Genomic DNA, 26,359 nt, shown 5'->3' with positions numbered 1-26,359 from the left:
AGCGTCGGCGCGGCCCGGGGATGTCGAACCGTTCCTCAGGTCCAGCGCAGGGCTAGCTGTGCCGTCTCAGGAGGTTGGTGCCTCGGACGTGATCACTGAAGGGCCGGGGCAATCGTCGGTGTCGACAGCGGGCCAAGATTACGAAGCGCAGCGCCGGCTGGTTTCGTACTCTTTTCGTTGAGTCTCAGCCTCCAGCAGTTCGCGGCGTCGCTCGCTGAAGGCTGGTGGCATCTCGTCGTCCAGCGCATTGCCCACGATCACGTTGCGGTCCATGAAGTTGTAGGGGATCCGTCCCTCAGCTTCCAGCCACAACGCGGTCTTCGCCAGGTCGATGGCCACCGGGTCGATGTCTACGCCGAAGATGCACTCCTCAAACACCATCGGGATGACTGCCTTGACCGCTGCCGCCGGTGCCGTCCCGAACAGTCGCAGTGCGAACCGTTCGGCGATGAGGCGAGTGGCTTCGACCAGGAAGACTCCTGCCCCACAGGCGGGATCCATGGCCATCACTTGGAGCACGTTCTCCGGGTTGGGATGCCGGGCCAGCCGGTCAAGCTGCGGGCCGATGGGCAGGCGGCACATCTCCCTTGCTAGTTCAGTTGGCGTGTACCTGGAGCCCTGCTCGGCACGTTTCCCGAGGCCGGGCCGGGTAGCCGTCACTCGCCCGTCCTTGCCGCGCACCGGCGGGTCCAACCGTACGGCGTGCGAGAAGACCAAGTACATCGGAGGGCGTGCCCAATTCTGACCTGCCGAGCAGGTAGCCCCTCGCCGCTTCACCGGCCGCCAAGTCTCACCTGGTCGGCTGCGCTCAGCCTGCCGCAGCGAGGTGGTTGTGGATCCGCTCGCGCAGTTCCCGCCCGGGTGCTGTTCCTGCGACTAGGCCGAGTCTGTCCCCGGCCTGTCCACCTCTACATCCCGCTCCACATCTCCGCCGTATGCGTCAGACAGCCTCGCGCAACCATGGCGACCCGGAGGTGCTGGTGGTGATGGACGCCGGCTATGACGCTCCCCGCATCGCTCATCTGTTGGACGGTCTGCCGGTGCAGGTCCTTGGCCGCCTCCGCTCCGACCGCGTGATGCGGCGCCCGACGCCGCCGCGGGTCTACTACCCGAAAGGCGGCCGACCGCTCAAGCACGGGGGCGAGTTCGTCTTCGGCGACCTGGGGCACTGAGCAGGCCGTGGCCGTCACGGACACCCGTCTCTACGGGAAGGCGACCGCGCGGCATGGGACCGGCTGCACCCTCGGCTGACCGGCCGGGCGGCCTGGCTCGACCACGACGGGCCGCTGCCCATCATCGAGGGCACCGTCGTTCGGCTGGTCGTCGAGAAGCTGCCCTCCAGCGGGGTCAACAAGCCCGTCTGGCTGTGGTGGTCGGAAACCAGCGCCACCCCCGACGACGTGGACCGCTGCTGGCAGTCATTCCTGCGCCGTTTCGATCTGAAGCACACGTTTCGCTTGTTCAAGCAGACACTCGGCTGGACGAAACCCCGGCTTCGCAGCTCAGAAGCAGCCGACCGGTGGACGTGGCTGGTGATCGCCGCCTACGCCCAGCTCCGGCTTGCCCGCCCGCTCGCGCGCGACCTCCGACGGCCGTGGGAGCGGCCGGCGAAACCGAACAGGCTCACTCCGGCCCGAGTGAGGCGGGGGTTCAGGAACCTGCGGGCGAAGACGGGCACGCCAGCCGGTGCACCGAAACCCACCCGACCCGGCCCCGGTCGACCGCTTGGCTCGAAGAACCGACAACCCGCCACCCGCTACGACGTCGGACGAGTCCTCGCCACGCGCGAGTCCTATACCCGCCCCGCGCACCACAAGCAAGGAACTAAGCCTCGGCGCACTGGCGGTGACCCGTCCGACGCGTAATCCGGGGCGCGAAGCCGTCCCTCGGATCTGGCATGCTGGCCCCGTGAACAACAAGCTCAGAAAGGACGATGCCGCGTAATCGGCCGTCCCAAGTCCGCGCCTCCGGACGCCACCCGAGGCGGCAGGCGCATGAAACACCGACGCCTGGGTTGCCGCTTGGCTCCGGCAAGCTCGCCGGAGCGGTTTCCCGTCTCGAACACGATCGGCTCTGGCCTGGGGCGATAGCCCAGGCCCTGCGGCAGTGGTCGCGAACAGCCCACCGCCCCAGTCGTGCACTCTCCGGCGGTTGCGGTTGCCTTTTGTGCAACCCCTTCTACCACAACCGACGAGCGAGGAGCTGGAAGCAGCAATGCACGCTCTTCCGCCACACGCGGCGCGTGAACTGCGGCGTCTGGTGAAACCGCTCGACGACCTCTACATCGCCAAAACCTGGCCCGACCCCTTCGCCTCGCCCGACGACGGATGGTGGGCAAGACGCTGTTGGGGATAGACCTACGTCGATCGCTGCCCCAGCACCGTTGCCTGCCCAGCGGAGTCGTTAAACGACAAGATAGTGCCTGTTTGAGAACCCGAAGAGTCCCCGGACTATGGCGGCGCTGATCGAGATGATGAGAGTGTGCGAACCGCGAGGTCTGTGATGGCGTCGTTTGGTCGTAGAAGCTCAGGGTGCGGGGGATGCTGGTGACTGGTTTGGGCTGGATGGTCGGAAAAGATCTTCCGTTCGTGAGCATGACGTTCGTGAAGGGCATCACGGCCTTGCAGCTCCTGGAACGGATGGGTGCCGATGCGGCGACCGTGGCCGTCCGGGATCAGGAGGACTTCCACGACGAGTTCGGGAGCCTCCTGTTCGAGATGGATGCCTACGTCGTGAGTGCCGGCCAGTGGGGTGACTGGGCGTGGGTCTGGGAGCATTCCAGCTGGCGGTGTTTCGACGACCCGCAGCTGATCAGCGACATCTCAACGGGATCGGCCGGCGTTTTTCTGGCTTGGGGTGAGGGCCCGGCGGAGTTCATGTACGCAGAAGACGGTCAGTTGCTCAGCGCGTTCAGCTGGTATGCGACGACGGAGCTGAAGGATCTCGTAGGGGGTTCGCCCTCGCGTATTAACTCCGAGTTGCGGAAGCACGGTGCGGACCCGGATACCGGCGATTACGGCCCCTTGACTCCACGCGAACTGTACCTTCGGCTTGCGGAGGGGTTGGGTGTCGGGCTGGCTGTTAATGACCTGCTCACCGAGCCAGTTCTCAGCGCTCAGCTCACTCCTCCGTAGGGCTGCGGCCGTCTGGTTTCCTGGACCAGTCCGGTCGTTTGCTGCCTCGGGTCAGGCGCCGGGTCATCAATGTGACGAGTGACCAGGTCAGGTGTGCTTCCGAGTGTTGGGGGAGGCCTTCGTAGTCTCGGACGTTGCGGCGGGATTTCATGATCCAGCCAAGCGTGCGCTCGACTTTCCAGCGGCGGGGGAGGACCACGAAGCCCTTCGCGCCGCGAGGCCGCGAGACGGTCTTGAGGGTCATGTCGAGGAAGTCGCCGGACCAGTTGATGAGCTGTCCGGCGTATGCGGAATCGGCCCAGACCTGGGTGATCTGCGGTTGCATCACGCGCAGGCGCCAGAGGAGTTCGCGGGCGGCATCGCGGTCGGTCATGCTGGCGGGAGTCACCGTGATCATCACGGGGAGCCCGAGGGTGTCGACTGCAATGTGTCTCTTGCGGCCATTGATCTTTTTGCCCGCGTCGAAGCCGCGGGTGGCCTTGGAAACGGTGTCCGCGCCCTTCACCGACTGCGAGTCAACGATCAGTGTCACTGGCCAGGGGCATCGCCCCTGGCCAGTGCGGATCTGTCGGCGGAGCTGGTCACGCAGGATCGCCACGACTCCCCGCCGGTGCCAGCGGACGAAGTGGTAGTAGACGGTCTGCCAGGGCGGGTAATCAGCGGGCAGGGCCCGCCACTTCACGCCGTTGTCGACGACGTAACGGATCGCGTCGACGACCTCACGGCGGTGCCACTTCTCCGGTCTGCCGCCCTTCTTGGTCCGGCATGCCGGAACGGGCAGGAGTGGTTCGATCAGCGCCCATTCCGCGACCGAGGTGTCGGAGGGGTAGCGGCGCCGGCGCGTGGAGAGAGGCATGGGTCATCTCGGGGTCGGTCTATTTGGAGAGCTGGGAGAGAGTCGCCCTCACCCCGGTGAGCTGGGCGGATGCCAGTTGCGCCCATCACCACAGGCGTGGCACAAGATAGGATCACTCAACTGCCTCTGAGCTGCGAAGACTCCCACCGCACACTCATTGAGCCCCGGAGAAACGTCGGCGACTTCGACTGCTCCGGCGAGGACATTGAGCGGGATTGGGTGGAACGCACGGGCTGCTGGAGCTCGGTCACCCGGGTGCTGCTCACCTACGACCAGGTGCGCGCGTACGAGCTGCCCGCGACCGAGGGCAAGCGCGGCGATTCCCGGTGGAAGGCATTCGCCGCCCGCTACGGATTCGACCCCGCACACCCCGTCCAATGGGAGGTCGAAGCCCTCGAACCGGACGAGCTGCAGCGCCTGGTCCTGGCCGCCGTCGACCCGTACATCGACCGCACCGCGCTCGCCAGGCAGATCGCCCGCGAGGAACAGCAGCGCCGCGCCCTGGACGAGTTCATCGGTCGGTGGGGCGCGGCGAGCGAGGGGCCGGCTTAGCGCTGTACGGGGGCCTGCGCGGCTTGGGCGAAGTGCAGGACGACGGCCTCGGCCCCGGCGGCGACTTCGTCCGACAGATCACTGCTGCGCGGGTGGGTGGGGTGGTTCTTCACCCAGATCATGCAGAACTTGATGATCTGGTCGATGTCGCTGGGACGCAGCAGGATCGCGTCGCCGGTGTGGAGCGCCTCGGGCTGGCGGTGCTGCCACAGCCGGTAGAAGCGGCCCTCAACGTCGTTGAACCCGAGGTGCCGGTCACCGTGCGGGTTGATCAGGTGGGTGGTGAAGGGCAGATCGTTCGGGCCCGGCTGCCAGGGCTGCTCCGGCTGGCTCAACATGTCCTCCGTCAGTACTCGGTGATCACAACGCTGCCGAGTGTGTCAGCGCCGGGCCGGGGCGGGCTGGGCTTCCGGCCACTTCGTCCTCCCTGGAACGCCGGCACTCCTGCGGATACGCGACGGGTCAACGGCGCCCGAGGGTGCCGCGAACGAGGGCATAAGGGGTCACGCAGAAGGCACCGAGGTTGCAGGCGACGATCATGGTGAGTAACAGCCAGTAGGTGAAGCCGTGGTCATCGGCAGCCGCGGTGAGGTACGCGTAGGTGAGGCTGACGAGGATGCCGGTGCTGGCGATTCCGGCAGTCCAGCCGAGGGCGCTCATTCCGTAGCCGAGACCGATGAAGGCTCAGAACAGGGCGGGCCCGGTAACGACCGCGATGGCCAGAAGCACCGGGGCGTCGATGTCCTGGTCGGCGATGAGGTCCATGAGCTGGGGGACAGAAATGAACGTCCACAAGCCGGTGAAGGCGACGCCGATTCCGAAGGCGACGATCGTGACCACACGGGCGGTACGGTTGCGGAAGGGGCGTTCGCGGCGTCGGCCATGAGGCGGTGGACTCCTTCGACTACGGCGAGCAGGGCGGTCGGCTCTGCTCCGATATGGCCGACCCCCAGGCCACCGGGGGACGCTTCCGGCCAAGGCACCCACGGCTTGGGAACAACGCGCCACTCGAAGCGGTGATGCGGCTGGATCACCGCTGGCGCGAACCAGGGCTGCGGCGTAACCAGCGGGAAAGCCGAAGGCCCCGGTGGTCGTCCGAAGGAAGAGCACCTGGGCGGGTCGGCACACGGCCGGCCCCGGTTCCGCGTCGCTACGTTTCCGTCGTCCGCAGGTAGGCACGAGCGAAACGGGCCGCCGGCTCAACGAGCGGCGCCGCCCCCTCGACCTCTCCGAGTTCTTCGGCCCCGTCCTCGAACGATGCCGTGGTCTCCAGCCAGGCGGCGAGGGTCACTGCGGTCGGTGGGTCCAGCGCGGCCATATGAGAGGCCGCCCCCAGTGCCCGCGCGTGTGTGGACCGCTGCGGGCTGTCGGGGTAGGCGAACGAGGCGAGGATGCTGCTGCTCACCGTGCCGTCCGGCTCGATGTCCTCCGGAGTGAACACGGCCAGGACCAGAGCGCCCGTCTCGTCCTGGTCCATCATCCACCGTTCGTCAGGGGACTGGATGGCTTCGGCCGCGCGACGCCGAAGGAGCACCGCGGCCTCCCGCATCAGCCCCTTCGTCATCGGGTGCTTTCCTTCCTCGGCCTGCCGCCTCTCAACGGCGGCGCCGGCCGGAGCTCCGCAGATGCAGAGTGAGGTACAGCAGGGCCGCGCCGAACACCACGATGCCGATGATCAGCAGCTAGAACAGCCCTTCGGCGACGACGCCGATGAGGCCCAGCACGATCGCCGCGATGAGAGGATCAGGAAGAACGTCATGGGCAGGCCCTCCTCGGGTGCCGATCCGGCGCACTTCTCAGCCTGCCTCCCGACGCCTGCCCGCACCAGCGGTGCCCACGGTGATCCGGCGGGTGAGCACATGGTGGAACAGTTGTACGAGCACTGGTCTGCGACGTTCGCGAAGGACGGCACCTGCGAGTGGCTTCATCGATGTCTAGTAGTTCTGGCTCGATAAAGCCAGGCGCCTGCGACTACTTCGAAGCCCTGCAGGACTGCATCCGGATCAACTTCATCCTCTGCGGCACCGGCGGCCCCGCCGACACATTCCGCCGTGGTCTCGCGGCGGCCGAACCAAGTGTCACACCGCCGTGGCGGGGCACTGCACTTAAGCACCACGGCTTCGACTCAGCCTGCCGTAGGTGGGGAGCCGTCGACCCGGGCCGGATAATGGAGCGGGCGCCTGATCGATCAGGAGTTTCCGCAGTGCGCCTCGCGCCACTGGACGAACGCATCCGGGCGGTCGGTGATAACGCCGTCGACTCCCCAGTCGATCGCCCTTGCCCAGTCGTCTTCACGGTCAACGGTCCAGGTGAAGGTCTGCACTCCGGCTGCCCTCAGGTCATTCACCACGCTCGGCTTCCCGGCCAGCTCGCCGAATTTCACGGCATAGGCGGTTAGGTCGAACTCCTGTGCGGTGGCAACGGGATCGGCGTCCAGCGTCGAGCGGAGCAGTGCGAGGTCGGGGGCACCTTCGAAGCCAGCGGCGTCACGAACGACATTCTCGTCGAAGGACTGCAATACGGTCCGGTTCGTCATGCCCGCTTCGGCGACGACTCGCAGGGCCTCGTGGACCGCTTCGGTCTTCTGGGGGCCTTTCATCTCGAGGAGCACATGCACCGACTTCACCTTGGGAGAAGCCAGTACCTCTGTCAATGTCGGGACACGGCCCCCGCCGTCCACGGCCAGCTCGGCGATCTGGTCGGCGGTGAGTTGATCGACGCGACCCGTTCCGTTCGTTGTGCGGTCGACGGTTGCGTCGTGCATGATCACAGGCACGCCGTCCTTGGTGTACCGGATGTCTGTCTCCACCCAGGCCGCCCCAGCGTCCACAGCGCCTTCAAGGGAAGGCAGCGTGTTTTCGGGAGCGATCGAGGGTGCACCTCGGTGACCGATCGCCTTGGTCACCGAGCATGCGGCCGGCGAGGGGGTTTGGGATATGGAGATGTCGTCGATGGTGGCGGGTGCGTATTCCTTCCAGGTTCCCTGGTGGTGGAGGCGGCCGATCTGCAGGCCGCTCTGGGCCTGCCAGGGGGTGGTGAAGTCTGTGGCTGTCTGCGCCTTGCCGTTGACGAACAGCTGGATCTTTTTGGCCTTCGCGTCGTACACGCCGGTCAGGTGCGTCCAGGTCGCTACCTGGGGGACCTCCGCGCTCAGCGAGCGCACGATCTTGGTGTCGTCGGTGTCGGTGGCGTGGCGGTTGAACACCCAGCGGTCGTAAGCCTTGGAGTAGTACAGCTGGAAACCGCTCGCCCTCATGCCGGCCTGCGACAAGAATGTGTAGTTCGCGTCCTTGCGATCCAGCTTCACCCACGCCGACACCGAGAACGACTTCGTGGTGTCCACCACCGACCGTGCCGTCGCCGCATACGCCGTCGAACCGTTCAGCTTCAAACCGGTCCCAGCATGCCCAGCAACCCCCAGCCGAGCACCACCGCCGGCGATGGTGGCGGCCAGCCCGTCCCCGTCGCCGCCGCCTGCGCGGGTGGTGCCGGCGGTCTCGTCCAGGGGGAAGGTAACCAGCTCCTGGAGGTGATCCGGCGACTGCCCGGCCATGATCGCAGTGACGTCCGGCTGGGTGGTAGTGGATTGTACGAGTCGTAGGTCGTCGATGGTGGCGGGTGCGTATTCCTTCCAGGTTCCCTGGTGGTGGAGGCGGCCGATCTGCAGGCCGCTCTGGGCCTGCCAGGGGGTGGTGAAGTCTGTGGCTGTCTGCGCCTTGCCGTTGACGAACAGCTGGATCTTTTTGGCCTTCGCGTCGTACACGCCGGTCAGGTGCGTCCAGGTCGCTACCTGGGGAACCTCCGCGCTCAGCGAGCGCACGATCTTGGTGTCGTCGGTGTCGGTGGCGTGGCGGTTGAACACCCAGCGGTCGTAAGCCTTGGAGTAGTACAGCTGGAAACCGCTCGCCCTCATGCCGGCCTGCGACAAGAATGTGTAGTTCGCGTCCTTGCGATCCAGCTTCACCCACGCCGACACCGAGAACGACTTCGTGGTGTCCACCACCGACCGTGCCGTCGCCGCATACGCCGTCGAACCGTTCAGCTTCAAACCGGTCCCAGCATGCCCAGCAACCCCCAGCCGAGCACCACCGCGCACTGCGGCGAAGAAGTCCGTCCGCTTGCCTCCGGCTATTCGGTGCTCACCTTCTGCTTCCTCGAGGTGGTACGTAGCCCTTTGTTCGAGCAGGGGGGCCAGAACCGCAGATTCGGCGCTCAGCGGGGAGACCTTGCCATCCGTCCCAAGCGGTTGGGCGACACAGGCGGTGGTTAAGGCTGCTGAGAGGACCAGCCAGCTGAGGACGTTGCATTGGGTTTTGCGCATGCTTGGGCGCACGGAACAACTGCTTTCTGGTCGTGGTACGGCTACTACTGCGCCGGCGGGTGGTGCGGGTGGACGCGCTACCCGGTCGTCCCATGGGGTGGCGGAGGTGCTCTGGGCCGGTGGGGGCAGCTCTGCCCGCAGTGCCGGAGCCTGGGGCAAAAAGAAGTCTCGGGTGGCAGTGGTGCACTGCCACCCGAGATTCAAGTGAGGGCTAGCGCATGGCGTAGCCGAAGCGGTTGCCCTTGGCGGGCAGACCGTTGCTTCCCGGCTGGTACGTGGTGACGGCTTCGGTGCCTGCGTCGGTGACGTTGCGCCAAAGAACGCTGTAGAGGCTGCCGTATGGTGCCGGACCGTACGGCATACCGATGTAGAGGCTTTCCTCCGTGGCGTGGAGGGTGGAACCGAGCTTCTCGCCAGCACCCGAGGTCCCCGGCAGGCCCTTCCCCGGCTCGACGGGGACATCACTGGCACCGGGAGAGCCCAACAGGGAGAAGGTGTTCACCGAGCCCGCGTCGGCGGTCGTCCCGATGTCCTCGCCGGGCATGCCGACCGCAAGCAGCATGGTTTTCGTCGTCGCCACCGCTCCGGGCCGGGTATTGACGGTTGCCACCTCGCTGCCGAACCGGTCCCCTACCTCGACGACGCCGGAGACATCCTCAGGGGCCTGGCTGATGTCGCTGAGCTGGGTCCCCTGTCCCTTCGCGGTGATCCTGACAGTGACCACCCGACCGGCATCTCCCATGGCGCCGTGCGCCTCACCGGGGACGCCGATAGCCAGTATCGAGTCGGTGGCCGTGGTCGAGTTACCGGCTGCTGTGCGGTAGGAGGTCATCGACAGGGCTGCGCCGAAGTCGTCGTTGGCCTCTGCGGAACCGCTGATGGTGATGGTGCCGTCGTCTTGATTGGCGTCGGCGACAGGGGTGGGAAAACCACCGGTGAGCTCCTGCTTGAAGATCAAAACGCACCCGGCGTCGGCGCGGTCACCGATGGCCTCGTGAGGAGTGCCGACCGCCAGGTGCTCGGGCGAGCCGGCGACCGTGGTGCCGAACCTGTCGCCCTTCTCCATGTTCCCGGCTACGCCGTTCTTGCCCTGGTTGATAGAGGTGCTGGCATTTCCCCGCACGTAGTAGGCGTTACCGACGTCGTCGATGCCATCCAGGTCCTCACCGGGCACACCAATCAGCAGGTAAGCCTCGCCCACAGTCGTGAGGCCGGCAGCTACGGAGTGACCCATGCGGTCGCCGGCTTCAGACCCGCTGGCCAGGAGGGAGCCTTCGCCCTTGCCCTGCTCGAGCGGGGTGGCTGCCAAGCCTTTGGTCAGACCCCCGGCCGATCCGTAGATGATCTGTACCAGGCCGGCGTCGGCCGCGTCGCCGATGTCCTCTGACGGGGTGCCGGCAACCAGGTCGGTGTAACCGTCGAGGTTGTAGTCGACGGTGGCCAGTTGCTCGCCGAACCAGTCGCTGGCCTCCGGGTCACCGGAGACGCCGGCAGATCCCTGCGAGATCTCGGCGGTGCCCTTGCCCCCGCCGTAGATGACCCGCACCAGGCCGGCGCTGGTCGTCGTGCCCACTGTGGCCGCCGGGTCAGCGATGGCGATGTCGCGTACCCCGTCGCCGTTGAAATCGGTGATGCGGGCTGCCTGGATGGTGGTGTCGATCCAGGATTTGAAGTTGTCCAGGCGTGCGCTTTGGGCGTCGGTGCGGGTTTCGGCGGGGTCCTGGCCGAAGCAGCCTCCTTGCCAGGAGCGGCTGTTGACGCTGGTGAGTTCGAAGGTGCCGCCGCTGTTGCGCAGGGCGGGGCTGCCGCTGTCGCCGGCGCAGACGGCGGCACCGTCCTGGCCTGTGATGGTGAGCGAGTCGGTGCCGATGGTGCCGACGGTGAACTTGCCCTGGTGCTGCTTGAGGGGGGACCACTCGGTCTTGGTGCGGCCGTAGCCGGGGACGGTGAGGGTCTCACCGGTGGTCGGCATGGTCTCGCTGATCTTGACCGGGGTGATCCCGGTGACAGGCTTGGCCAGACGGGCCATGACAAGGTCACGGTCGGTGCGCGGGACCAGCTCGACGACGTCGCGGACCTGGCCGGTGGTGGTGGTTAGGTCGGTGCGGCCCACCGTTGCGGTGGTGCGCTTGGCCGGTTTGCCCGCACGGACCTGGGAGCCCTGGTCGGGGTCGTCGGCGAAGCAGGAGGCGGTGGTCAGCACCCACTGAGGGTCGACCAGGGAACCGGTGCAGGCACGGTCACCGGCGCCGATGTCGATACGGGTGGTGAAGGCCAGGCTGCCTTCAGCAGCCACGGCCCCGGTGACGGCATGCGCCGGGACACCGGAGAGGGCAACGCCGACTACGGCGGTGGCGAGCGCAGTGCTGGCCAGTCCTGCACGAGAGCGTATGTGAGACATGTCTTCCCGAAGATTTTCAGAAGGGACGCACACGCCAACTCGTCGGGCTGGACGTGCGCGAAAGGAGGATGAGCAGGTGCGGGGGTCAGCCCGTGACGCGCAGCTCCACGAGGACGGACCTGAGGCCGGAACCGCCGGACTCACCGACCGGCTTGTACTCGTCCTTGGGCACGTTCACCACGGTTTCCTTACCCTCCGCGGACAGGGTTGCCTTGACCGGGTGGTTCTCGGTCCAGATGCCGTAGGCATCGGGAAGCTCAAGGGTCAGGAAGCCCGTCTTGGCAGTCGCCTGGAAGCAGTAACCGGCGTTGTCCAGACGGGACTCGACCTTGATGTTCCACGCCTCGTCACAATTGACCAGGGTGATACGGCCATCACCACGCTTCAGTCTGATCTTCCGCTCCTCGAGCACCCGTTCAGCTCCGGGGTAGTTGAAGTTCTCCACCATCGCAGGCATCTCACCAGCCGCACGCGGCGCCGCCTCCAGCCCCCGCGGCGCCGCGTGGGCGCCGGTGAAAGCAGTGAAGCCGAGGCATGCGGCTGCCACGGCAGTGGTGGTACCCAGCAGGAGTGCCTTGCGGGCACGCGTTATCGCCATGTGTGTCTCTCCGGGAAGTCAGGAGCAGAACAGCTCCTTCGATGCCAGGAGTAAAGCACAAGTAGGTGCCCCAACCCGTCCTCGGATTGGCGCACCTGTTGAACCGTCATGTCACACTGTCCGGGCCCGTCTCAAGCCCGCATGGCACCTACAGTCACACCGAGACCTCGAGCAGCAGATCCCACACATCGGCTATTGGGCCATCAGCGCACAGGCTGGCATACGTTGCGCCTCGTAGGTCGGGAAGGGAGCGCTCTCTGTGGAAACTACGATGCAAGCGTGACGCATACAGGCGAAGTCACAAGCTGCAAGGATCCGCGAAGCGCCTTCTGTCTCAGATTCTTGCCTCACTGAGCTACAGCAAGTGAATCCGCCAGCAACAGGATCCGGCCAGGTTGCCTAACGCGTTTCGGACGAAGCCGAGTTGCGAGCCCGACGCCCGGCCTGCGAATAAAGCACATGTAAGATCCTCGGCTACGTGTGAGCCAGAGGTCACTTCGCCTGCACGGACGCGCACACAGGCACGTTGTCAATGCCGCGGTCCATCGCGCATACCACCCACCAACCTCAACCTGCCCTTCTCCTGAGACGTGCACAGCCGCACCCGTCACACGTGGCATCGAGCCGCCGCATGAGAATCCGGCACGAAGGAAACCAAGTGAAAATACGGGAACGCTCACCCGGAAGAGTGTGGGGACACTCCTTTCCGCAACGACGGCAAGCACGTCGCGGCGGTTCCCGCGGCGCCATCGCCACGCTGCTCTCCGCTGCTCTGATCACGGGGCTGATAGGGGCGTCACCAGCCTTCGCAGTCGAACCAGATCCGGCTGTGGACCGGGCGCTGGTGGTGGCGTACTGGAAAACCGGGGGGGCCGGGGTCAAGGAGGCCGCCGAACAGGCTCTTCTGGGCACCGACGCGGATGTTCAAGCCTTTCTGGCCAGCAAGGACGAAATAGAGCTTGCCGACGACCGTGTCGATGTCAGCCGAGTCCTCAACGCTGGCGGTGCCGGTGTACGCGGCGCGGCCAAAAAGGCGTTGCAAGGCACCCCGGAGGACGTGCGTGCGTTTCTGACCTGGGGATGGGTCGACCCCGACCTGCAGGACCAGCGAGTGCAGGTCTCGCGTCTGATCAACTTGGGCGGGGCAGGCGTCAAGGAGGCCGGAGGGACAGCCCTCCAGGGCACTCCGGAGGATATTGAGAAATTCCTGGCCTTGGGCCAGCACACCGCACGTGAGTCCGACGACCGAGTCCAGGTCTCCAAGATCATCGGTGCTGGTGGCACGAACGTGAAAGCCGCAGGCAAGTTGGCGCTGCGGGGGACCTACGACGACATTATCGAGTTCCTCTATATAGGCCAGTTCGTGGCGCGTAACCGTGACCAGGAACACGCCACCATCGCCCAGTTGACTGAGCAGGCCAAGCAGGCGGGCAAGCAGGCCGAGGACGCCACGAAGTCCGCGAAGGAAGCCTCGGAGAAAGCCGACGCGGCCGCCGACCTGGCCAAGAAGGCCGCCCAGAAGGCAGCCAAGGAAGCCGAGGCTGCCAAGAACGACTCCAAACGTGCGGCGGTCAAGGCCAAGCAAGCCGCCGACGCCGCGCGCGCCGCCGCCGATGCCGCACAGACAGCCATCAAGGCGGCGAATTCCGCCAACCAGTCGGCGCGGATCGCGGCGATGGCCGCCGCACAGACCGCCAACGCGGCTGCCGCCGCGGCCGACGCCGCGAACCGTGCCTACAACGCCGCGATCGCAGCCGGCAAGGACAAGAACCAGGCAGCGAACGCGGCAACGCAGGCCAAGGCTGCCCGTGATGCCGCCAACCTGGCCCGCGAGTCCGGCGTGGCCGCCCAGCGGGCGGGAGAGGCTTCTTTGGCCGCGGCCAACGCGGCCGCCGCCTCCCGCAGCGCGGGTGCCAACGCTAATCTCGCCGCGGACGCAGCCGACGAAGCCGCCGGCCACGCCGCCGCCGCGGGCGCATCCTCCGCCGAGGCCAAGGCCGCAGCCGCGGAGACCCGCCGGCACGCCAACGCGGCCAACCAGGCCGCCTCGAAGGCCGAGTCCCTGGCCCGCAAATCGGCCACTGCTGCGCTGGGCGCGCGCGATGCGGCCAACTCCGCCGCCAAGCACGCCGACAACGCCGCCGACGCGGCCGAGGACGCTGCAGCACACGCCGGCGAGGCCGCCGACGCTGCTGCCGACGCCACCAAGTACGCCAAGGCTGCCAAGGTGGCAGCCGAAGCAGCTGACAAGGCAGTTGCTACCGCCAAGGAAACGTTCGCCATTGCGCGGGAAACCGAGGACGAGGACCTCGCCACCCGCACCGCCGCCGGCATCGAGCGGGCACGGACGTACGAGAGCGTCACCAAAGAGCTGGGTACTGCGCTTGCCGGCACCGTCGTCGAGGGCCGCACCATCGACGCGGATCTCAAGGCCCTCGTGGTCGAGGCCAATAAGCCTGACGCCGACCCCGCGACCGTGGCGGACAAGGGGCGTGCCGTTGCCCTCCGGGTCATGAAGCACTTCGGTGCCTGGCGCCAGGACGCTGCAGCTGCAGCCCTGTCCGGTACCGACGCAGACGTGCTGGAGTATCTGCGCATCGGCGCATCGGAGGCCGAACGCGATGAGATCCGCCAGCAGGTGCAGAACCTGGCTGCGACCAGCCCTTACCCGAACGTTCGTACTGCGGCGGCCGAGGCCCTCCAGGGCACTGACGAACAGCTCCGGGCCTTCCACACCACCGGCCAGTACGAGGCAGGTCTCGCCGACTACCGCGTAACGGTCTCCCAGATCCACGCCACGGGCGGACCCGGTGTCAAGGCAGCCGCCGAAACCGCGCTGAACGACGGCAGCGCCAACGCCCTGATCACCTTCATCCGCAGCGGCCAGCACAAGGCCCGCAACGCCGACGAGCGCGTCACCGCCAGCCAACTGATCAACGGCGGCGGCCCTGAAGTGAAGGCCGCAGCCAAGATCGCCTTGGCAGGCAGCGCACCGGACCTGATGCACGGCTTCGTCGAGGTCGGCCAATACATGGCCGACCGCAAAGACAAACTCGCTGACACTCACATCGCCCAGGTCGAGCGCCTCATCGCCGAAGGCTCCCTCATCGCGGCCAAGGCTCAGAAAAACCGCTGGATCGCCGCAAAGGCCGCAGCAGAGGCCAACCAGTCGGCCGACGAAGCCAGCGATGCCGCCACCGAAGCGGACAAAAGCGCAAATCTTGCGGCCAAGTACGCAAAAGACGCCGACGCATCCGCCGACAAAGCCGCAGTCAGCGCCAACCAGGCAGCCAAGTCCGCCACTACCGCCCGCAACGCCGCTAAGCGCGCGGAGAAGGACGCCGACGCAGCTGGGGAATCCGCAGCTCAAGCGGAATTCTCAGCCAATTACGCACAGGACTCCGCATACGCAGCCAGGGACTCCGCCAGCCAGGCACGAGCCGATGCCATCGAAGCCGGTAAAAGCACTGCAGAGGCAGACGCAGCCGCTGACGAAGCCTGGGACCGCGTAACGGTACTCAGGACCCAGGAAGAGGCTGCAAAGCGGCGTGCAGCCGAACAGTTGCGGAAGCGGCAAGCACTTGAGCGGAGCGACTCCCGCCAGTGCCTCGTCTACGCCGACGCCATCAGCCCAGGCAGCCCTACGCTTCCGGGCACGCCAGACCCCCTCGGCACACGGATCTGCACCGTCTTCGGAGAACCCGCCGAAGGTCTTCTGGCCGCTTACCAGATGCGCCAGCAGGATCGTGCCACGATGGAGCTTCTTGCTCAGATCTCCGGAGTCGCCGACTTCAAGAACTGCTGGAACGAATTCGGCTTCAATTCAAACTGCGGATGGGCAGTCGCCGCCGTCACCCCCTTCGGTAAAATTAAAGGCTTCGCCAAGGGAGCCGTCACGGTCAAGGGTGCCGTCACCGGATCCAGGGCATACCGTCCTATCGTCAAATGGACGCGCCCTGACGGTAGCGACGGCTGGGGCCACGTGCAGAGTGCCCACCGAACCGGCGGAAAGGAGTGGCTCGAGGACCCAGATGGCAAGGGAGTATTCGAAGGTAAATTCGTCAAAGGCGAACGCCTCAAGAAAAGAATTCAGGAAGCGGTAGGGCAGGGTGACGTTTCCACCAATACGGGTGGGCGCCCTGGGCTTGTATTCACATGCAATTTCGGTCCATCGAATCCCGTAGGTAGGGTCGCCCCGAAAAGGGGCGGTCATATATCATCGACGATCAGGGTGATCCTGGACGCGGATAGCGGGGCCGTCGTTACTGCGCATCCGGTATAGTATTGCCGATCCATTTGGGCGGCCGCCCGGAGGGGACCCCACTCCGGGCGGTACTCCCCTTCCATGTAACAAACGTCTCCTTACGCGAGGTTTCTACATGCTGAGCATCGAATTCACACCTGAACTCGGTAGGGATACGCCCCCCGAACTTGAGGGCGCTGCGCTGCGGGGCGAAATCAACTGGGCTGAACTCTCCACGTTGTTCCTTCGCTACACCTACTTCATCTACCCTGTTACACTCACGGTCAACGATACGGAAATTATCTCGCAGGATCGCCTCCCTCTCATTGATTTCATGTTTTGCCTCGCATATTCGGTCGAGGGACTTCGCAACGCCGGCCAGGGGGGAATAAGCTTCACTGAGGATTCATCGGAGATTCACATCTCCCTGAAGGGTGACCGTCTTGTCTTTTCCCCAACCTGGAGTGAGTCTGTAAAGGCCTCCTGCGGTATCGAGGAATACGGTCAGGTGGTGTATCGATTTATTCGTTCCGGGATTCAAGTGATTGTCGATCAGCATCCGGGTATGGGGAGTAATCCAGCAATTCGCGATCTTCAGAATATGACCCACTGAAATCTGCTAATCCTGATCTTGGGCGATCCCGCTGGCAAGGGTGCCGGGCCTGACCTGGAGGACTGACCGGCACCACGCGAGAGAGAGATGCGGACGGCGCCGCGTCGCCAGGCTGATGCGGGAGGCTGGGACTTCAAGGCCGTCACCGCAGGCGGCGACACGTGATCACTGTCCCCGGCCACCGTCATCGACATCGCCTCCCGCCCTCGGCTGGGCAACCGCCGGTCATTTGCGGACCGACCTGGTCGCCGACGCCCTCAAAAGCGCCTGCCGACGGTGCCGCCCTACCCGTCCGGTGATCACCGTCACTCCCCGGCCGTTGTCAGTGGGCGAGCGGTGTCCTGCGGCAGGAAGCCGCTGGGCGTCGGGTTGCGCAGGCAGTCGCGGTGGGCGGCGACGCAGGTCTCCACGGCCCGGCCCAGGCCCTGCCACAGATGGAACCGGTCGGCGACCTGCAGAGCCCCAGGGGCACCGCGGCGAGCACCCTCGGCGTAGGCGCCCGCCCGGTCCCGGCAGATGATCTCCACGCCGGGATGGCGGAGCAGCCAGGCGGCCAGCGGACCCGCTTCACGAGTCGGGAGCACATCGACCACGCGATGGTCTTCAACGCTGGTCAAGACCGTGGAGTAGGTCTGGCCACGACGGATCGCGAAGTCGTCCACGCCCAGCACCCGCGGTGTGCTGAACTGCGGATCAGGCAGTGCCATGACCCTGCGTAACAAGGTCATTCTTCCCGCGCCGAATCCCAGCTGGGCTGCCAGGCGGGCGCCGGTCCGCTCGGCCAGCGCGAGTCCCACTCGCTCCAAGGCACGGTTGAGCCGAGTCGTGAACCGGGCGTACGGGGCAGCCAGCCTGGAGAACGGCTCCGCAAACGTCCGACGCGGACAGCCCGCCGACCCGCAGATGAAACGCCGGACCGTCAGCCGGATCACAAAGCCCTGCTCAGCGAGCGGAAGGTCCCTAAGCCTGCGCTGGTAACGGTCGTGGACCCGGTCCGAGAAACAGCCGCAGTTCGGACACGCCGCCGCGGCCGCGCGGCCTCTCGCAACCACCTCGACCGTGCCGAACGCGGCCGCAACCGCCTCGACCTCCACATCGTCGATCCCGTCGAACACCAGCGAGTCCCAGAACGGTGCATCGATCTGAATGACCAGCACCATCACCGTCCACAGCCGACCAGAGCAGCAAACGGAATACACCTGAGGGAGCGTCACTTCTGGCCGTCAGACGCCAAGGCGTACGCCGTCTCGCACGAGCCAGTCCCTCGCAATCGAACATCGAGGTAACGCTCCGCGACGGCTCCCCAAGATCTGTGCCAGAACCAAAAAATGACGCCACCGCATGGGGCGGCCCACCGCCCGTGATGCCTTCTGCCGATCTTCAACGGAAGAAGAGCGGGCGGGTAACTGTTGAGGGTCTGCGTCATCCGTGCCCACCCGGGGGAGGGGAGTCGGGTACGGCGAACCAGTGGGCCCGCACCGCGTCGGTGGGCCGGGGCTCGCCCAGCGCGAGTGCGCCCCATGTCGCGAGGGTGGTGAGCACCGGGCGCAGATCCCGCCCACGGTCGGTGAGTTCGTAGACGTACGCGGCGCCAGGAGGCGGAAGCCTACGGCGGGTGACCAGGCCCTCGCGCTCCAAGTAGGGGCGCCGCAGCAACGGCGGGAGAGGAATGCCAATCAAGGGCTCTGCCTCCGGTGTCGCCGTCCAGGCAGGCTGCCCACGCCAGCACAACCACGGCCAACCTCGACGATCGCTTCATACATCGCGCCGGCAGACTCTCAGACCACGCCACGGCAGGTCACCCTGAGGCGTTGCAACGGTAGCTAGTCAGAATCATGACGTTGTAAGACAAGACGGGCATCGAACCGCGCCGTACCACCTGAGTGGCTTCGTTGATCTCTAGGGACATGTCGACGGTTTCCGGAGGCACTTGGTGATCGACTGGTCCGCGGTTGTCGATGAGAAGTGACGGCCCGATCCCTATCAAGACGTGCCCCAACCGCTTCCCCCGATGCCCCAGGAGTCTTGGTCAGCACTGTCCGCATCTCCGCTACGTGCTTGTCGAGACCAGGCGTAGCGACGAAGGGTCTTCTGGTAGCAGCGCTTGCACGGCGTCCTCGGATCCCCGGCCGGCTTCCCGTGCCTGCATGTTGCGACCGTGAGCTGGCCGGCGCACCCGGCTGGAAAGTCAGCGGCTGGCCCCGCTGGGACGCCCCCCCCGGCTCTGCCCCGCCTGCAACAGCGACATGGATGTCCTGCTGGCCATCGCCACGTTCGAGGGCGACGACACCAGCAGCTGGCTGCCGAACGAAGACCGAGAACACCCCATCCCGTCCTCCGGCCACACCGGGACGGAGGGCCAGGCCGTGATTGACTTCTTCCGCGCCCAAGGCATCGAGGTGTACAACCGCGGTCGCGTCCCCCGCAATACCCGCACCGCGCCCCTCGGCACCAACCCTGCTCCAAGGCAACCGACCGCCGTCCAGATCAGCGACGTCCGCGACCAACAGCTCTACATCTGTCCGGCAGCCCCAGAGCATCCCCACTCCGAGCTGATGCATTAGGTGAGTTGTCCCGGGGCGTTGGGCTTGCTCACTGGACCAGCTCGATGTGGGGGTGGGACGGGTCGGCCGGGCAGGCGTGGAGCTGGAGGTTGTAGCCGCCGACGATGTCGATCAGGGTGAAGTTGCCGTCCCGGGCGCCCAGGGGAGGCGGGGACGGGTCCGTCCGGTCCTCCTCGGCGATCCAGGTCTCGCTGCCGCCGTCCCATTCCGAGGAGGCGATGGTGAGGAGCGGGACCTGCTCGGTGCCGCACTCGGGGCAGGGGCGGGCCTTGGGGTCGGTGAGGCCCCAGCTGGTCCAGCCGCCGGTCTTCCAGCCGGGGGCGGTGGAGAGGTTGTTCAGGTAGAGCTCGCCCGGGTCGTCCGCGTACGCGTTGTACCGCGCGGGGTCGATCGTCTCCCAGCGGTTCATGTCGTCCAGCTGGTCCTGAAGCTCCTTGTCCAGCTCCAAGGGGTTGGGGTACTCGGTGACCTGCTCCGGTGAGAACAGGCACGGCTCCGGGAGGTAGTGGCCGTCCTGGACGATCGGTGGCTCGGGCGGTGCGTCGAGGACGTCGGTGACGGTGGCGGAGGAGCGCCAGAAGAGCGCGGTCTCGGGGTGTGCCATCGAGTGGTCGAAGGGGCACCACAGAACCTGGAGGAGGTCCGCGCCGGACGGGCACGGGAAGGGGATGTCGCGGGCGTAGAGCTGGGCCACGGGCAGGAGGGGGGATGGGGCCGTCGAACCACGGGCGGCCCGCTTTGATCCGCTCCAAGGTCTCCCGGTCCTCGGGGGCCCACTGGGGTGCCTCGGGGGCGAGGCGCAGCCGCTCGGCGGCGGCGGCGCGGTTGCGGCGCAGGAGCCGGATGTCTTCCGGGGAGTTGATCCTGAGCGACGCGCGGCTGTCGTGCGGTTCTTCGCAGTACGGCCACGGCTCGTCGGCGGGCCACAGAAGCGGCCCGCCGACGTGGCTGTCGTGCACGGTCGGCGACCCCGGCCGCGGATGCGGCCGGGTCGCCGTCCGCGCCAGCGGGGCCAGTTGAGGGAAGAGCGCGGTCACGTCGACCGGCCTCGGCGGGGTGGTAAAGGTGGCGTTCATAGCGGTGATGCTGCCAGCAGCGTCTGACAATGGGTGTACCGGTCCACGTCAGCTGACCCCACACAGCTTCCATGTGTCAGTAGGCGGACCATAGGAATCCCAATGAAGTTGTCAAGCCCGTCTGGTGTCTCGCTGTGAGCGTGTCAGCCCAGCGGGATGGGGCTCGGAGGTGCGGTGATTTCGAAGGTGCGGCCGTCGCGAATGAGGGCCCACAGAACGTTCAGACGACGTCGCGCGAGGGCGATGATTGCCTGCTTGTGATTCTTCCCCTCGGCTCGCATGCGGTAGTAGAAGGCCTTCGAAACGGGGCAGGAACGGGCAGCCACCATGGCGGACATATAGAACACCCACCACAGGCGTCAGCAGTAGCGGCGTGGCCGGCGCATGTTGCCGCTGATGCGTCCAGAGTCCTTGGGGACGGGGCCAGGCCGGCGACGCCGGCCAGGCGGTCGGAGCTGCCGAAGGCGTTCATGTCGCCGCCGGTATGGGCAATGAACTCGGCCCCAAGGACGGGTCCGATGCCGGGCATATTCAGGATGACTTCGGCGTGCGGGTGGTCGTGAAACCGGCCCTCGATCAGGGCGTCGGTCTCGGCGATCTCCTCATCGAGGGCCATCACCTCCCTCGTCAGCCTGGCGACCACCGCGGCGGCAAGCTTCTCCCGGACGTCCTCACAGATCGCTCGTCCGGTCAGCCTTGACTGGGCAGTCAGGTTGTTAGGCCGGGCTACACAGTTGGCGCCAGGAACCGGTACGGCTGTCGACGACCGGTACTGCCTGTCCGGGTGATCAGTAACCTCACGTTCATGGGACTGGACATCACTGTGTTGATCGTTGACTGGTCATGGATGGGGGAGGTGCCACCTCGGGAGCGGCTGTCGCGGTTGAGGGATGCGTGGTACGCCGACGAGACAGGGCTGTGGGACCACGGCGCACCGGCGGTCAGGGGCGGCTGGGAATGGCCGCGAGGGCCGGACGGCGTCTACTTCGCCGTCTACGAGTTCCTGCGCACCTGCGGCTCGTTCAAGGCGCATTTCTGGGCGGGGGAGCGGTGGGAGGCCCTCCGCGACCATGCCGACCCGCTGGTGCGGAGCGGGTTGGACACCTTGTTGTTGGGATTGATCTGGGATCTGGCAGTTGCCGACTTTGCCCAGCGTCCCGAAGTACTGACGGGTCACGCCGGGCGAGGACGCGCTGTCCTTGGGAAAACCGGTGTCGTCCACGACCCACACCTGCGGACGCACCACGGCCACCGCCCGGCGGGCCAGCCGTGCCCGGACCGCTTCCACCGGCCAGGTCGAGGTCGTCATGAACTGCTGCAACTGCTGGTGATCCACTCCGAGGCGTTCGGCCATGGGCTGCATGGACTTCCGTCGCCCGTCCAGCAGCAGGCCACGCAGATACAGCCCGCCCTTCACCCGCTGATCCACACGGGCCAGCGGCGTGAACACCTCCCCCGCGAAGTCCTCCAACCAGGAGCGGCACGCGGGGAGTTCATATGCCTTCATGCCCGCAGGGAACCACCAGGCCGGAGCCCAGACAAGACACCTAACAAAGCCCTACTAGTGGCCTGAGTCAGAGATTCCCTTCCTGTTCCGGCAACAATGAACCCTATGGATCGTCTGCTGCACCTCGACCGCACGCTCGATGAGCTGGACCCGCCTCGCTGGGCGCCTGCTGGCTCTGATGCAACCCGTTTGGTGCGCAGGGTGCATGAGCTACGCCAGGTTCCGCTGGGCAAACTTGGGCCGGCGGATCTACGCACCCTCATCTCCCAGCAGGTGGCACTGTCCTACGTTCTTCCCCTCGCAGTGCGCTTGCTGCTTGAGGAGCCGATGTTTGACGCCTACTTCTACGAGGGAGACCTGTTGCTTGCCGCTGTGAACGTTCCGGCGTCGGCCTGGGCCCTGTTCCCGGACCTCGCGACACGGTTGCGCACCGTGATCATGGCCCTGCCGGAGGCAGCGGCGGCCAGTCTGCCCCGCGGCGCCGCCGAGGAGCTCGCCCGCTTCGTCGCCCGGACTGAATCGCTTCGCTGACCGGATGAAGGAACCCGCAGCGAGCTAACGATCCGAACCAGAGATTCGGTGGCAGTAGGCCGCAACTTTGTCGAGGATCTCGTCTGCGCTCTTCGTCCAGACGAACGGTCTGGGGTGCTCGTTCCAGTCGGCGAGCCAGGATCGGATGTCGCGTTCGAGGGCCTGGACGGAGCGGTGGACGCCGCGCTTGAGCTTCTTCTGGGTCAACTCGGCGAACCACCGCTCGACCAGGTTCAGCCAGGACGCGCTGGTCGGCGTGAAGTGCAGGTGGAACCGCGGATGGGCCAGCAGCCACTTCTTGATGGCGGGCGTCTTGTGGGTCGCGTAGTTGCCCAGGATCAGATGAACCTGGAGATCGGCTGGGACTTCCTTGTCGAGTTTGGTCAGGAACTTCTTGAACTCCGCTGCCCGGTGGCGGCGGTGGAGGGAGCCGATGACCTTGCCGGTGGCGACCTCGAGGGCAGCGAAGAGGGTGGTGGTGCCGGCCCGGACGTAGTCGTGGCTGCGGCGTTCGGGAACGCCGGGCACCATCGGCAGGACCGGCTGGGACCGGTCCAGGGCCTGGATCTGCGACTTCTCGTCCACGCAGAGCACCAGGGCCTTCTCCGGCGGGTCGAGATACAGGCCTACCACGTCACGAACCTTGTCGATGAACAGCGGGTCCGTGGACAGCTTGAACGTCTGCGACCGGTGCGGGGCCAGGGCGAACGCCCGCCAGATCCGCGAGACGGCGGACTGCGACATTCCCGTGGCCGCCGCCATCGACCTGGTCGACCAGTGGGTCGCGCTCTTCGGTTTCTCCTCCAGCGTTTTGACGATGACCCGCTCGACATCGGCGTCGGTGATCTTCCGTGGGACACCGGGCCTGGGTTCGTCGGACAGGCCGTCCAAGCCACGTTCGAGGAAGCGCCGCCGCCAGGTGCGGACCGTGTCCGCAGTGACCTGCAGCCGACGGGACACCTCCATGATCGAGTGTCCTTCGGCGCACTCCAGCACGATCCGCGACCGCTGGGCCAGAGCCTGGGCCGTCGTCCGGCGACGCACCCAGCCCTCCAGCACCGCCCGCTGGGTATCAGTGACAGACAACGGCGGAATCTTCGGACCCGGACGACTCATACCCAACCAACGACGAATCTCCGACTCAGGTCACTAGGGGATGTCCGGTCGATCTGACTGGCTGAGTAAAACCAGGTGCGGCCGGTCGCCGCGATGGTGTGAGATGCGGGACATGACGATCGTTCTGAACGAGCCCGGCGTCGATGGGCTGACCGGGGTGGTGGGTGCCCTCCGCCTATGGCAGGACGACCGCACGCCGCTGCAACTCCATCCGGGAGACCTCGGCTGGGCCTGGGCGCTGGGCGCGGAGAGGCTGGCCGCGGCCGTCCGCACCTGGAGCGTGGACGGACGGATCATTGCCGTCGGATTCCTGGACGACCCTGATGTGCTGCGCCTGACGACCGCGCCGGATCTGCGACAGGACGGTGATCTGGCGCGCCAGCTGCTGGCGGACCTCGATGATCCGGAGCGCGGGGTCCTGCCGCCCGGGAAGGTCGGCCTCGAAATCCCAACGGCGCCCTGCTCCGCGAGGTCCTCTTGGAGGCGGGCTGGATTCTGGACGAGCCGTGGACGCCGCTGCGCCACGACCTCGCCGAGCCGGTGAAGGACTCCGGCCTGCGGATCGAGGTAGCCGGTCCGGAGACGGCGGGGGTGCGGACCGCAGTGCATCGCTCGGCGTTCGGCAGCCCGGCGTTCACCGAGGAGATTTGGCACGTCCTCGCGGCCGGGCCGGTTTATGCCGACGCCCGCTGCCTGATCGGCTACGACGACCAGGACAACGCGGTGGCCGCGGCGACGGTCTGGTCGGCCGGGCCCGGCAGGCCCGGCCTGCTGGAGCCGGTGGGCGTGCACGCCGACCATCGCGGTCGCGGCCACGGGACGGCGATCAGCGTCGCCGCTGCGGCGGCGCTGCGTGAACTGGGTGCATCAAGCGCACTCGTCAGCACCCCGACCTCGAACGCTGCCGCCGTCGCCGCCTACAGGGCAGCTGGATACGAGCCGTCGTCCGAACGGCTGGACGTCAGCCGAGCCGCCTGAAAATGATCAGGCGCGGTATCGGACAGGCCGCGTCGCTGACCCTGGCTGGGCCCGAACGCCCTTTGAGGACATGGGGTAGGTCGGGGTTCGATGATGGTCGGATGATTCGTCGTGGTGAGTTGACCGATGCGGCCTGGGCGCGGATCATGCCGCTGTTGCCGCGCTCCAACGGGCGTCGTGGCCGGTGGCGGGATCATCGCCAGGTCATCGACGGGCTCTTGTGGAAGGTACGCACGGGTGCGCCGTGGCGGGATCCGCCGGAGCGGTATGGGCCGTGGAAGACCTGCCATGAGCGGCTGCGCCGGTGGACGGCGGATGGGGCCTGGGATCGGATCCTCACCCAGGTCCAGGCGCACGATGACGCGGTCGGGACGATCGAGTGGGCGGTGTCGGTCGACTCCACCATCGTCCGGGCCCATCAGCATGCGGCAGGGGCCCGAAAAAAAGGGGGCTGCGGCACGTGGCCGGTTGCGCCGGTCGGCGGCGAGGCACTGGGACGATCCCGCGGCGGGTTGAGTACCAAAGTGCACCTGGCTGTGGACGGGCGCGGCCGTCCACAGTCGATCCTGCTGACGCCCGGACAGGCCGGTGACAACCCGCAGTTGGTGCCGCTACTGGAGGCGATCCGGGTGCCCCGGCTGGGGCCGGGGCGTCCCCGGTCGCGGCCGGATCGGGTCATCGCCGACAAGGCATACTCGCATCCGTCTACCCGCGCCGAAGGCGAGCGCATCCTTCGCGCCTCGGATCACACCTCGGACTCATCATGGGTAGACCGAGCTACCTGGCTCATCACCGAGGCTCTGGCCGGCACCACCGCGGTCGCGGACTTCGAGGAGCTGCCAGACCGCGATGCGCCTACGGACGACCCCTGGTCGTCCACCACCCCGGGCTGGGGCAGCCGGACCGGGATGGGCAAACGGGAGTGGTTCACCGGGCCGGGGAACTGCCGCATGCGGCAGCCCCCCGGCCCTACTGGCCGCAGCGCCGCGGCAATGGGCTGTCGCATGACGGCAGCACCCCACGGGACACACGGCGTGACTTCGCACGGATCGTCGGTGAGTTCGAGGACAAGGGCTACCTGGCTGAGGTGTTCGGCGAGAATGCGTCGACGATCACAGCGAGCTGCCCGACGCCTCCGAGGTGATCGACAGGCGCCTTGGCATCCCTGATCTGTGGCCTCTGACACCGGAGACGTGGGACGAAGACACCTTCTACGGGCTGATCGAGGTGTTCCACGACCTGGTGAGCCGCCCCCGCATGCGGCGCTACCACTCCTACAGCGGCTGCGGATGGCACCACTCGGAGTTCCACAACGGCCCGGCACGCCTCCTGTACCGGTGGAAGGTCAACCAGCTGCTGCGCTCGGCTGGCATCGAGTACGAACTTGCCGCCGAAGGCGAAGACCTCGGGCGCCTGGTCGCCGTCACTGACGATGCCCGCAGCCAGCTGGTGCACCGCGCCCTCAATGACAGCCCGCCCGACACTACCGCCGGCGTTCGCCACGCCATCGCGCTCTTCCGAGGACGTGACACATCGGCTGAGAGCAAGAGATCGGCGATCTTCAACCTCGCCCGCATCCTCGAGGAACGCCGTGCGCTGATCAAAGAGCACCTCCACAAGAAGGACGAAGGCGCCCTCTTCCAGATCGCCAACAGCTTCGACCTACGACACCGCAATGCCGGTCAGCAACGCGAGTACGACGAAGCGTTCCTCGACTGGATCTTCTGGTGGTACCTGGCCACGGTAGAGCTCACCAATCGGTTGATCGCGTCGCGGACCCCTGTCTGAACGGCCGGCTACTGAAGCGGTGTGTGTCTGGCCCTGCCGGATCCGCCGCGACGAAACTGACGTCACCCTCCCCGCTCCGGA

General features: G+C 66.5%; 18 protein-coding genes and 8 pseudogenes. 11 read left to right on the top strand and 15 right to left on the bottom strand.

The genetic code is table 11. The features are described 5' to 3' along the window. Positions 1-138: 138 nt before the first annotated feature. Entirely contained in the window at positions 139-681 is a 543-nt protein-coding gene (locus AC1P0E_RS00365; protein ID WP_482740117.1) for an N-6 DNA methylase, read from the bottom strand. A gap of 248 nt (positions 682-929) precedes the next feature. Between AC1P0E_RS00365 and AC1P0E_RS00360 the strand changes: the two are divergent. Beyond that, positions 930-1,865 (top strand): annotated as a pseudogene (locus tag AC1P0E_RS00360) (transposase); the annotation flags it as partial. A gap of 729 nt (positions 1,866-2,594) precedes the next feature. Next, positions 2,595-3,134, top strand: coding sequence for a DUF6461 domain-containing protein (locus AC1P0E_RS00355; protein ID WP_482740116.1), 540 nt, complete (start codon positions 2,595-2,597; stop codon positions 3,132-3,134). Here the strand turns inward: AC1P0E_RS00355 and AC1P0E_RS00350 are convergent. Beyond that, a complete protein-coding gene (locus tag AC1P0E_RS00350; RefSeq protein WP_482740115.1) occupies positions 3,121-3,990 on the bottom strand; it encodes an IS5 family transposase in 870 nt (289 codons plus the stop codon). The two genes, AC1P0E_RS00355 and AC1P0E_RS00350, sit on opposite strands and share 14 nt — an antisense overlap. A gap of 219 nt (positions 3,991-4,209) precedes the next feature. Here AC1P0E_RS00350 and AC1P0E_RS00345 point away from each other — a divergent pair, with 219 nt between their 5' ends. Continuing rightward, entirely contained in the window at positions 4,210-4,542 is a 333-nt protein-coding gene (locus AC1P0E_RS00345; RefSeq protein WP_482740114.1) for a hypothetical protein, read from the top strand. Here the strand turns inward: AC1P0E_RS00345 and AC1P0E_RS00340 are convergent. The 4 genes from AC1P0E_RS00340 to AC1P0E_RS00325 form a co-directional block, all read right to left on the bottom strand. After that, positions 4,539-4,880, bottom strand: a complete 342-nt coding sequence (locus AC1P0E_RS00340) for a hypothetical protein (RefSeq protein ID WP_482740113.1) — start codon at positions 4,878-4,880, stop codon at positions 4,539-4,541. The two genes, AC1P0E_RS00345 and AC1P0E_RS00340, sit on opposite strands and share 4 nt — an antisense overlap. A gap of 124 nt (positions 4,881-5,004) precedes the next feature. Then, on the bottom strand, positions 5,005-5,202 hold the full coding sequence (locus tag AC1P0E_RS00335) for a hypothetical protein (RefSeq protein ID WP_482740112.1): 198 nt from the start codon (positions 5,200-5,202) through the stop codon (positions 5,005-5,007). A 24-nt stretch (positions 5,203-5,226) separates the two neighbouring features. Continuing rightward, complete coding sequence (locus AC1P0E_RS00330; protein WP_482740111.1) at positions 5,227-5,382, bottom strand: hypothetical protein; 156 nt, start codon at positions 5,380-5,382, stop codon at positions 5,227-5,229. Positions 5,383-5,692: 310 nt separating this feature from the next. Then, complete coding sequence (locus AC1P0E_RS00325; protein ID WP_482740110.1) at positions 5,693-6,106, bottom strand: hypothetical protein; 414 nt, start codon at positions 6,104-6,106, stop codon at positions 5,693-5,695. A gap of 61 nt (positions 6,107-6,167) precedes the next feature. Between AC1P0E_RS00325 and AC1P0E_RS00320 the strand changes: the two genes are divergently transcribed. Then, positions 6,168-6,497 carry a hypothetical protein gene (locus tag AC1P0E_RS00320; protein WP_482740109.1) on the top strand — a complete coding sequence of 110 codons (330 nt, stop codon included), beginning with the start codon at positions 6,168-6,170 and terminating at the stop codon, positions 6,495-6,497. A gap of 233 nt (positions 6,498-6,730) precedes the next feature. On the opposite strand, the gene AC1P0E_RS00315 is transcribed toward AC1P0E_RS00320, so the two are convergent. The 3 genes from AC1P0E_RS00315 to AC1P0E_RS00305 all read right to left on the bottom strand — a co-directional run bounded on the left by AC1P0E_RS00315 (position 6,731) and on the right by AC1P0E_RS00305 (position 11,862). Then, positions 6,731-8,863, bottom strand: a complete 2,133-nt coding sequence (locus AC1P0E_RS00315) for a glycerophosphodiester phosphodiesterase family protein (RefSeq protein ID WP_482740108.1) — start codon at positions 8,861-8,863, stop codon at positions 6,731-6,733. 211 nt (positions 8,864-9,074) lie between these two features. Then, complete coding sequence (locus AC1P0E_RS00310; RefSeq protein WP_482740107.1) at positions 9,075-11,264, bottom strand: trypsin-like serine protease; 2,190 nt, start codon at positions 11,262-11,264, stop codon at positions 9,075-9,077. Positions 11,265-11,349: 85 nt separating this feature from the next. After that, positions 11,350-11,862, bottom strand: coding sequence for a hypothetical protein (locus tag AC1P0E_RS00305; protein ID WP_482740106.1), 513 nt, complete (start codon positions 11,860-11,862; stop codon positions 11,350-11,352). An 829-nt stretch (positions 11,863-12,691) separates the two neighbouring features. On the opposite strand from AC1P0E_RS00305, the gene AC1P0E_RS00300 reads away from it, so the two are divergent. Both AC1P0E_RS00300 and AC1P0E_RS00295 read left to right on the top strand, forming a co-directional pair. After that, positions 12,692-16,144 carry an ALF repeat-containing protein gene (locus AC1P0E_RS00300; RefSeq protein WP_482740105.1) on the top strand — a complete coding sequence of 1,151 codons (3,453 nt, stop codon included), beginning with the start codon at positions 12,692-12,694 and terminating at the stop codon, positions 16,142-16,144. 97 nt (positions 16,145-16,241) lie between these two features. Beyond that, positions 16,242-16,718, top strand: coding sequence for a hypothetical protein (locus AC1P0E_RS00295; RefSeq protein ID WP_482740104.1), 477 nt, complete (start codon positions 16,242-16,244; stop codon positions 16,716-16,718). A gap of 305 nt (positions 16,719-17,023) precedes the next feature. On the opposite strand, the gene AC1P0E_RS00290 is transcribed toward AC1P0E_RS00295, so the two are convergent. Both AC1P0E_RS00290 and AC1P0E_RS00285 read right to left on the bottom strand, forming a co-directional pair. Then, positions 17,024-17,878 (bottom strand): ISL3 family transposase, encoded by an 855-nt coding sequence (locus AC1P0E_RS00290; protein WP_482745604.1) that lies wholly within the window; start codon positions 17,876-17,878, stop codon positions 17,024-17,026. Between the two features lie 292 nt (positions 17,879-18,170). Further along, positions 18,171-18,356 (bottom strand): annotated as a pseudogene (locus AC1P0E_RS00285) (winged helix-turn-helix transcriptional regulator); the annotation flags it as partial. Between the two features lie 608 nt (positions 18,357-18,964). Here AC1P0E_RS00285 and AC1P0E_RS00280 point away from each other — a divergent pair. Beyond that, positions 18,965-19,282, top strand: a complete 318-nt coding sequence (locus AC1P0E_RS00280) for a hypothetical protein (protein ID WP_482740103.1) — start codon at positions 18,965-18,967, stop codon at positions 19,280-19,282. A gap of 28 nt (positions 19,283-19,310) precedes the next feature. Here AC1P0E_RS00280 and AC1P0E_RS00275 read toward each other — a convergent pair. The 3 pseudogenes from AC1P0E_RS00275 to AC1P0E_RS00265 form a co-directional block, all read right to left on the bottom strand. Then, positions 19,311-20,358: pseudogene (locus AC1P0E_RS00275) on the bottom strand (hypothetical protein). 143 nt (positions 20,359-20,501) lie between these two features. Further along, positions 20,502-21,019, bottom strand: a pseudogene (locus tag AC1P0E_RS00270) (transposase); the annotation flags it as partial. A 465-nt stretch (positions 21,020-21,484) separates the two neighbouring features. Further along, positions 21,485-21,865: pseudogene (locus AC1P0E_RS00265) on the bottom strand (transposase); the annotation flags it as partial. A gap of 105 nt (positions 21,866-21,970) precedes the next feature. Here AC1P0E_RS00265 and AC1P0E_RS00260 point away from each other — a divergent pair. Then, positions 21,971-22,396, top strand: a complete 426-nt coding sequence (locus AC1P0E_RS00260; RefSeq protein WP_482740102.1) for a contact-dependent growth inhibition system immunity protein — start codon at positions 21,971-21,973, stop codon at positions 22,394-22,396. A 24-nt stretch (positions 22,397-22,420) separates the two neighbouring features. Here the strand turns inward: AC1P0E_RS00260 and AC1P0E_RS00255 are convergent, their stop codons facing one another. Continuing rightward, complete coding sequence (locus tag AC1P0E_RS00255) at positions 22,421-23,512, bottom strand: IS630 family transposase (protein WP_482740101.1); 1,092 nt, start codon at positions 23,510-23,512, stop codon at positions 22,421-22,423. Between the two features lie 112 nt (positions 23,513-23,624). Here AC1P0E_RS00255 and AC1P0E_RS00250 point away from each other — a divergent pair. From AC1P0E_RS00250 to AC1P0E_RS00240, 3 pseudogenes are all read left to right on the top strand, one after another. Continuing rightward, positions 23,625-24,490: pseudogene (locus AC1P0E_RS00250) on the top strand (GNAT family N-acetyltransferase). A 101-nt stretch (positions 24,491-24,591) separates the two neighbouring features. Further along, positions 24,592-25,227: pseudogene (locus AC1P0E_RS00245) on the top strand (IS5 family transposase); the annotation flags it as partial. Then, a pseudogene (locus AC1P0E_RS00240) lies at positions 25,219-26,278 on the top strand (hypothetical protein). The pseudogenes AC1P0E_RS00245 and AC1P0E_RS00240, both read left to right, overlap by 9 nt. The last annotated feature ends 81 nt before the right edge of the window (positions 26,279-26,359 follow it).

Source organism: Streptomyces sp. TRD_SC_5 (assembly GCF_056836825.1).
The sequence above is the reverse complement of the archived record's forward strand: the minus strand, read 5'-3'. Positions and strand labels throughout refer to the sequence as shown.

Coding starts and splice junctions, on each gene's coding strand:
- AC1P0E_RS00310 (WP_482740107.1), bottom strand. CDS start 11,264: ATGTCTCACATACGCTCTCGTGCAGGACTGGCCAGCACTGCGCTCGCC.
- AC1P0E_RS00260 (WP_482740102.1), top strand. CDS start 21,971: ATGGATCGTCTGCTGCACCTCGACCGCACGCTCGATGAGCTGGACCCG.
- AC1P0E_RS00350 (WP_482740115.1), bottom strand. CDS start 3,990: ATGCCTCTCTCCACGCGCCGGCGCCGCTACCCCTCCGACACCTCGGTC.
- AC1P0E_RS00355 (WP_482740116.1), top strand. CDS start 2,595: ATGACGTTCGTGAAGGGCATCACGGCCTTGCAGCTCCTGGAACGGATG.
- AC1P0E_RS00255 (WP_482740101.1), bottom strand. CDS start 23,512: ATGAGTCGTCCGGGTCCGAAGATTCCGCCGTTGTCTGTCACTGATACC.
- AC1P0E_RS00305 (WP_482740106.1), bottom strand. CDS start 11,862: ATGGCGATAACGCGTGCCCGCAAGGCACTCCTGCTGGGTACCACCACT.
- AC1P0E_RS00280 (WP_482740103.1), top strand. CDS start 18,965: ATGGATGTCCTGCTGGCCATCGCCACGTTCGAGGGCGACGACACCAGC.
- AC1P0E_RS00340 (WP_482740113.1), bottom strand. CDS start 4,880: ATGTTGAGCCAGCCGGAGCAGCCCTGGCAGCCGGGCCCGAACGATCTG.
- AC1P0E_RS00325 (WP_482740110.1), bottom strand. CDS start 6,106: ATGACGAAGGGGCTGATGCGGGAGGCCGCGGTGCTCCTTCGGCGTCGC.
- AC1P0E_RS00315 (WP_482740108.1), bottom strand. CDS start 8,863: ATGCGCAAAACCCAATGCAACGTCCTCAGCTGGCTGGTCCTCTCAGCA.
- AC1P0E_RS00335 (WP_482740112.1), bottom strand. CDS start 5,202: ATGAGCGCCCTCGGCTGGACTGCCGGAATCGCCAGCACCGGCATCCTC.
- AC1P0E_RS00290 (WP_482745604.1), bottom strand. CDS start 17,878: ATGGTGCTGGTCATTCAGATCGATGCACCGTTCTGGGACTCGCTGGTG.
- AC1P0E_RS00295 (WP_482740104.1), top strand. CDS start 16,242: ATGCTGAGCATCGAATTCACACCTGAACTCGGTAGGGATACGCCCCCC.
- AC1P0E_RS00320 (WP_482740109.1), top strand. CDS start 6,168: ATGCAGAGTGAGGTACAGCAGGGCCGCGCCGAACACCACGATGCCGAT.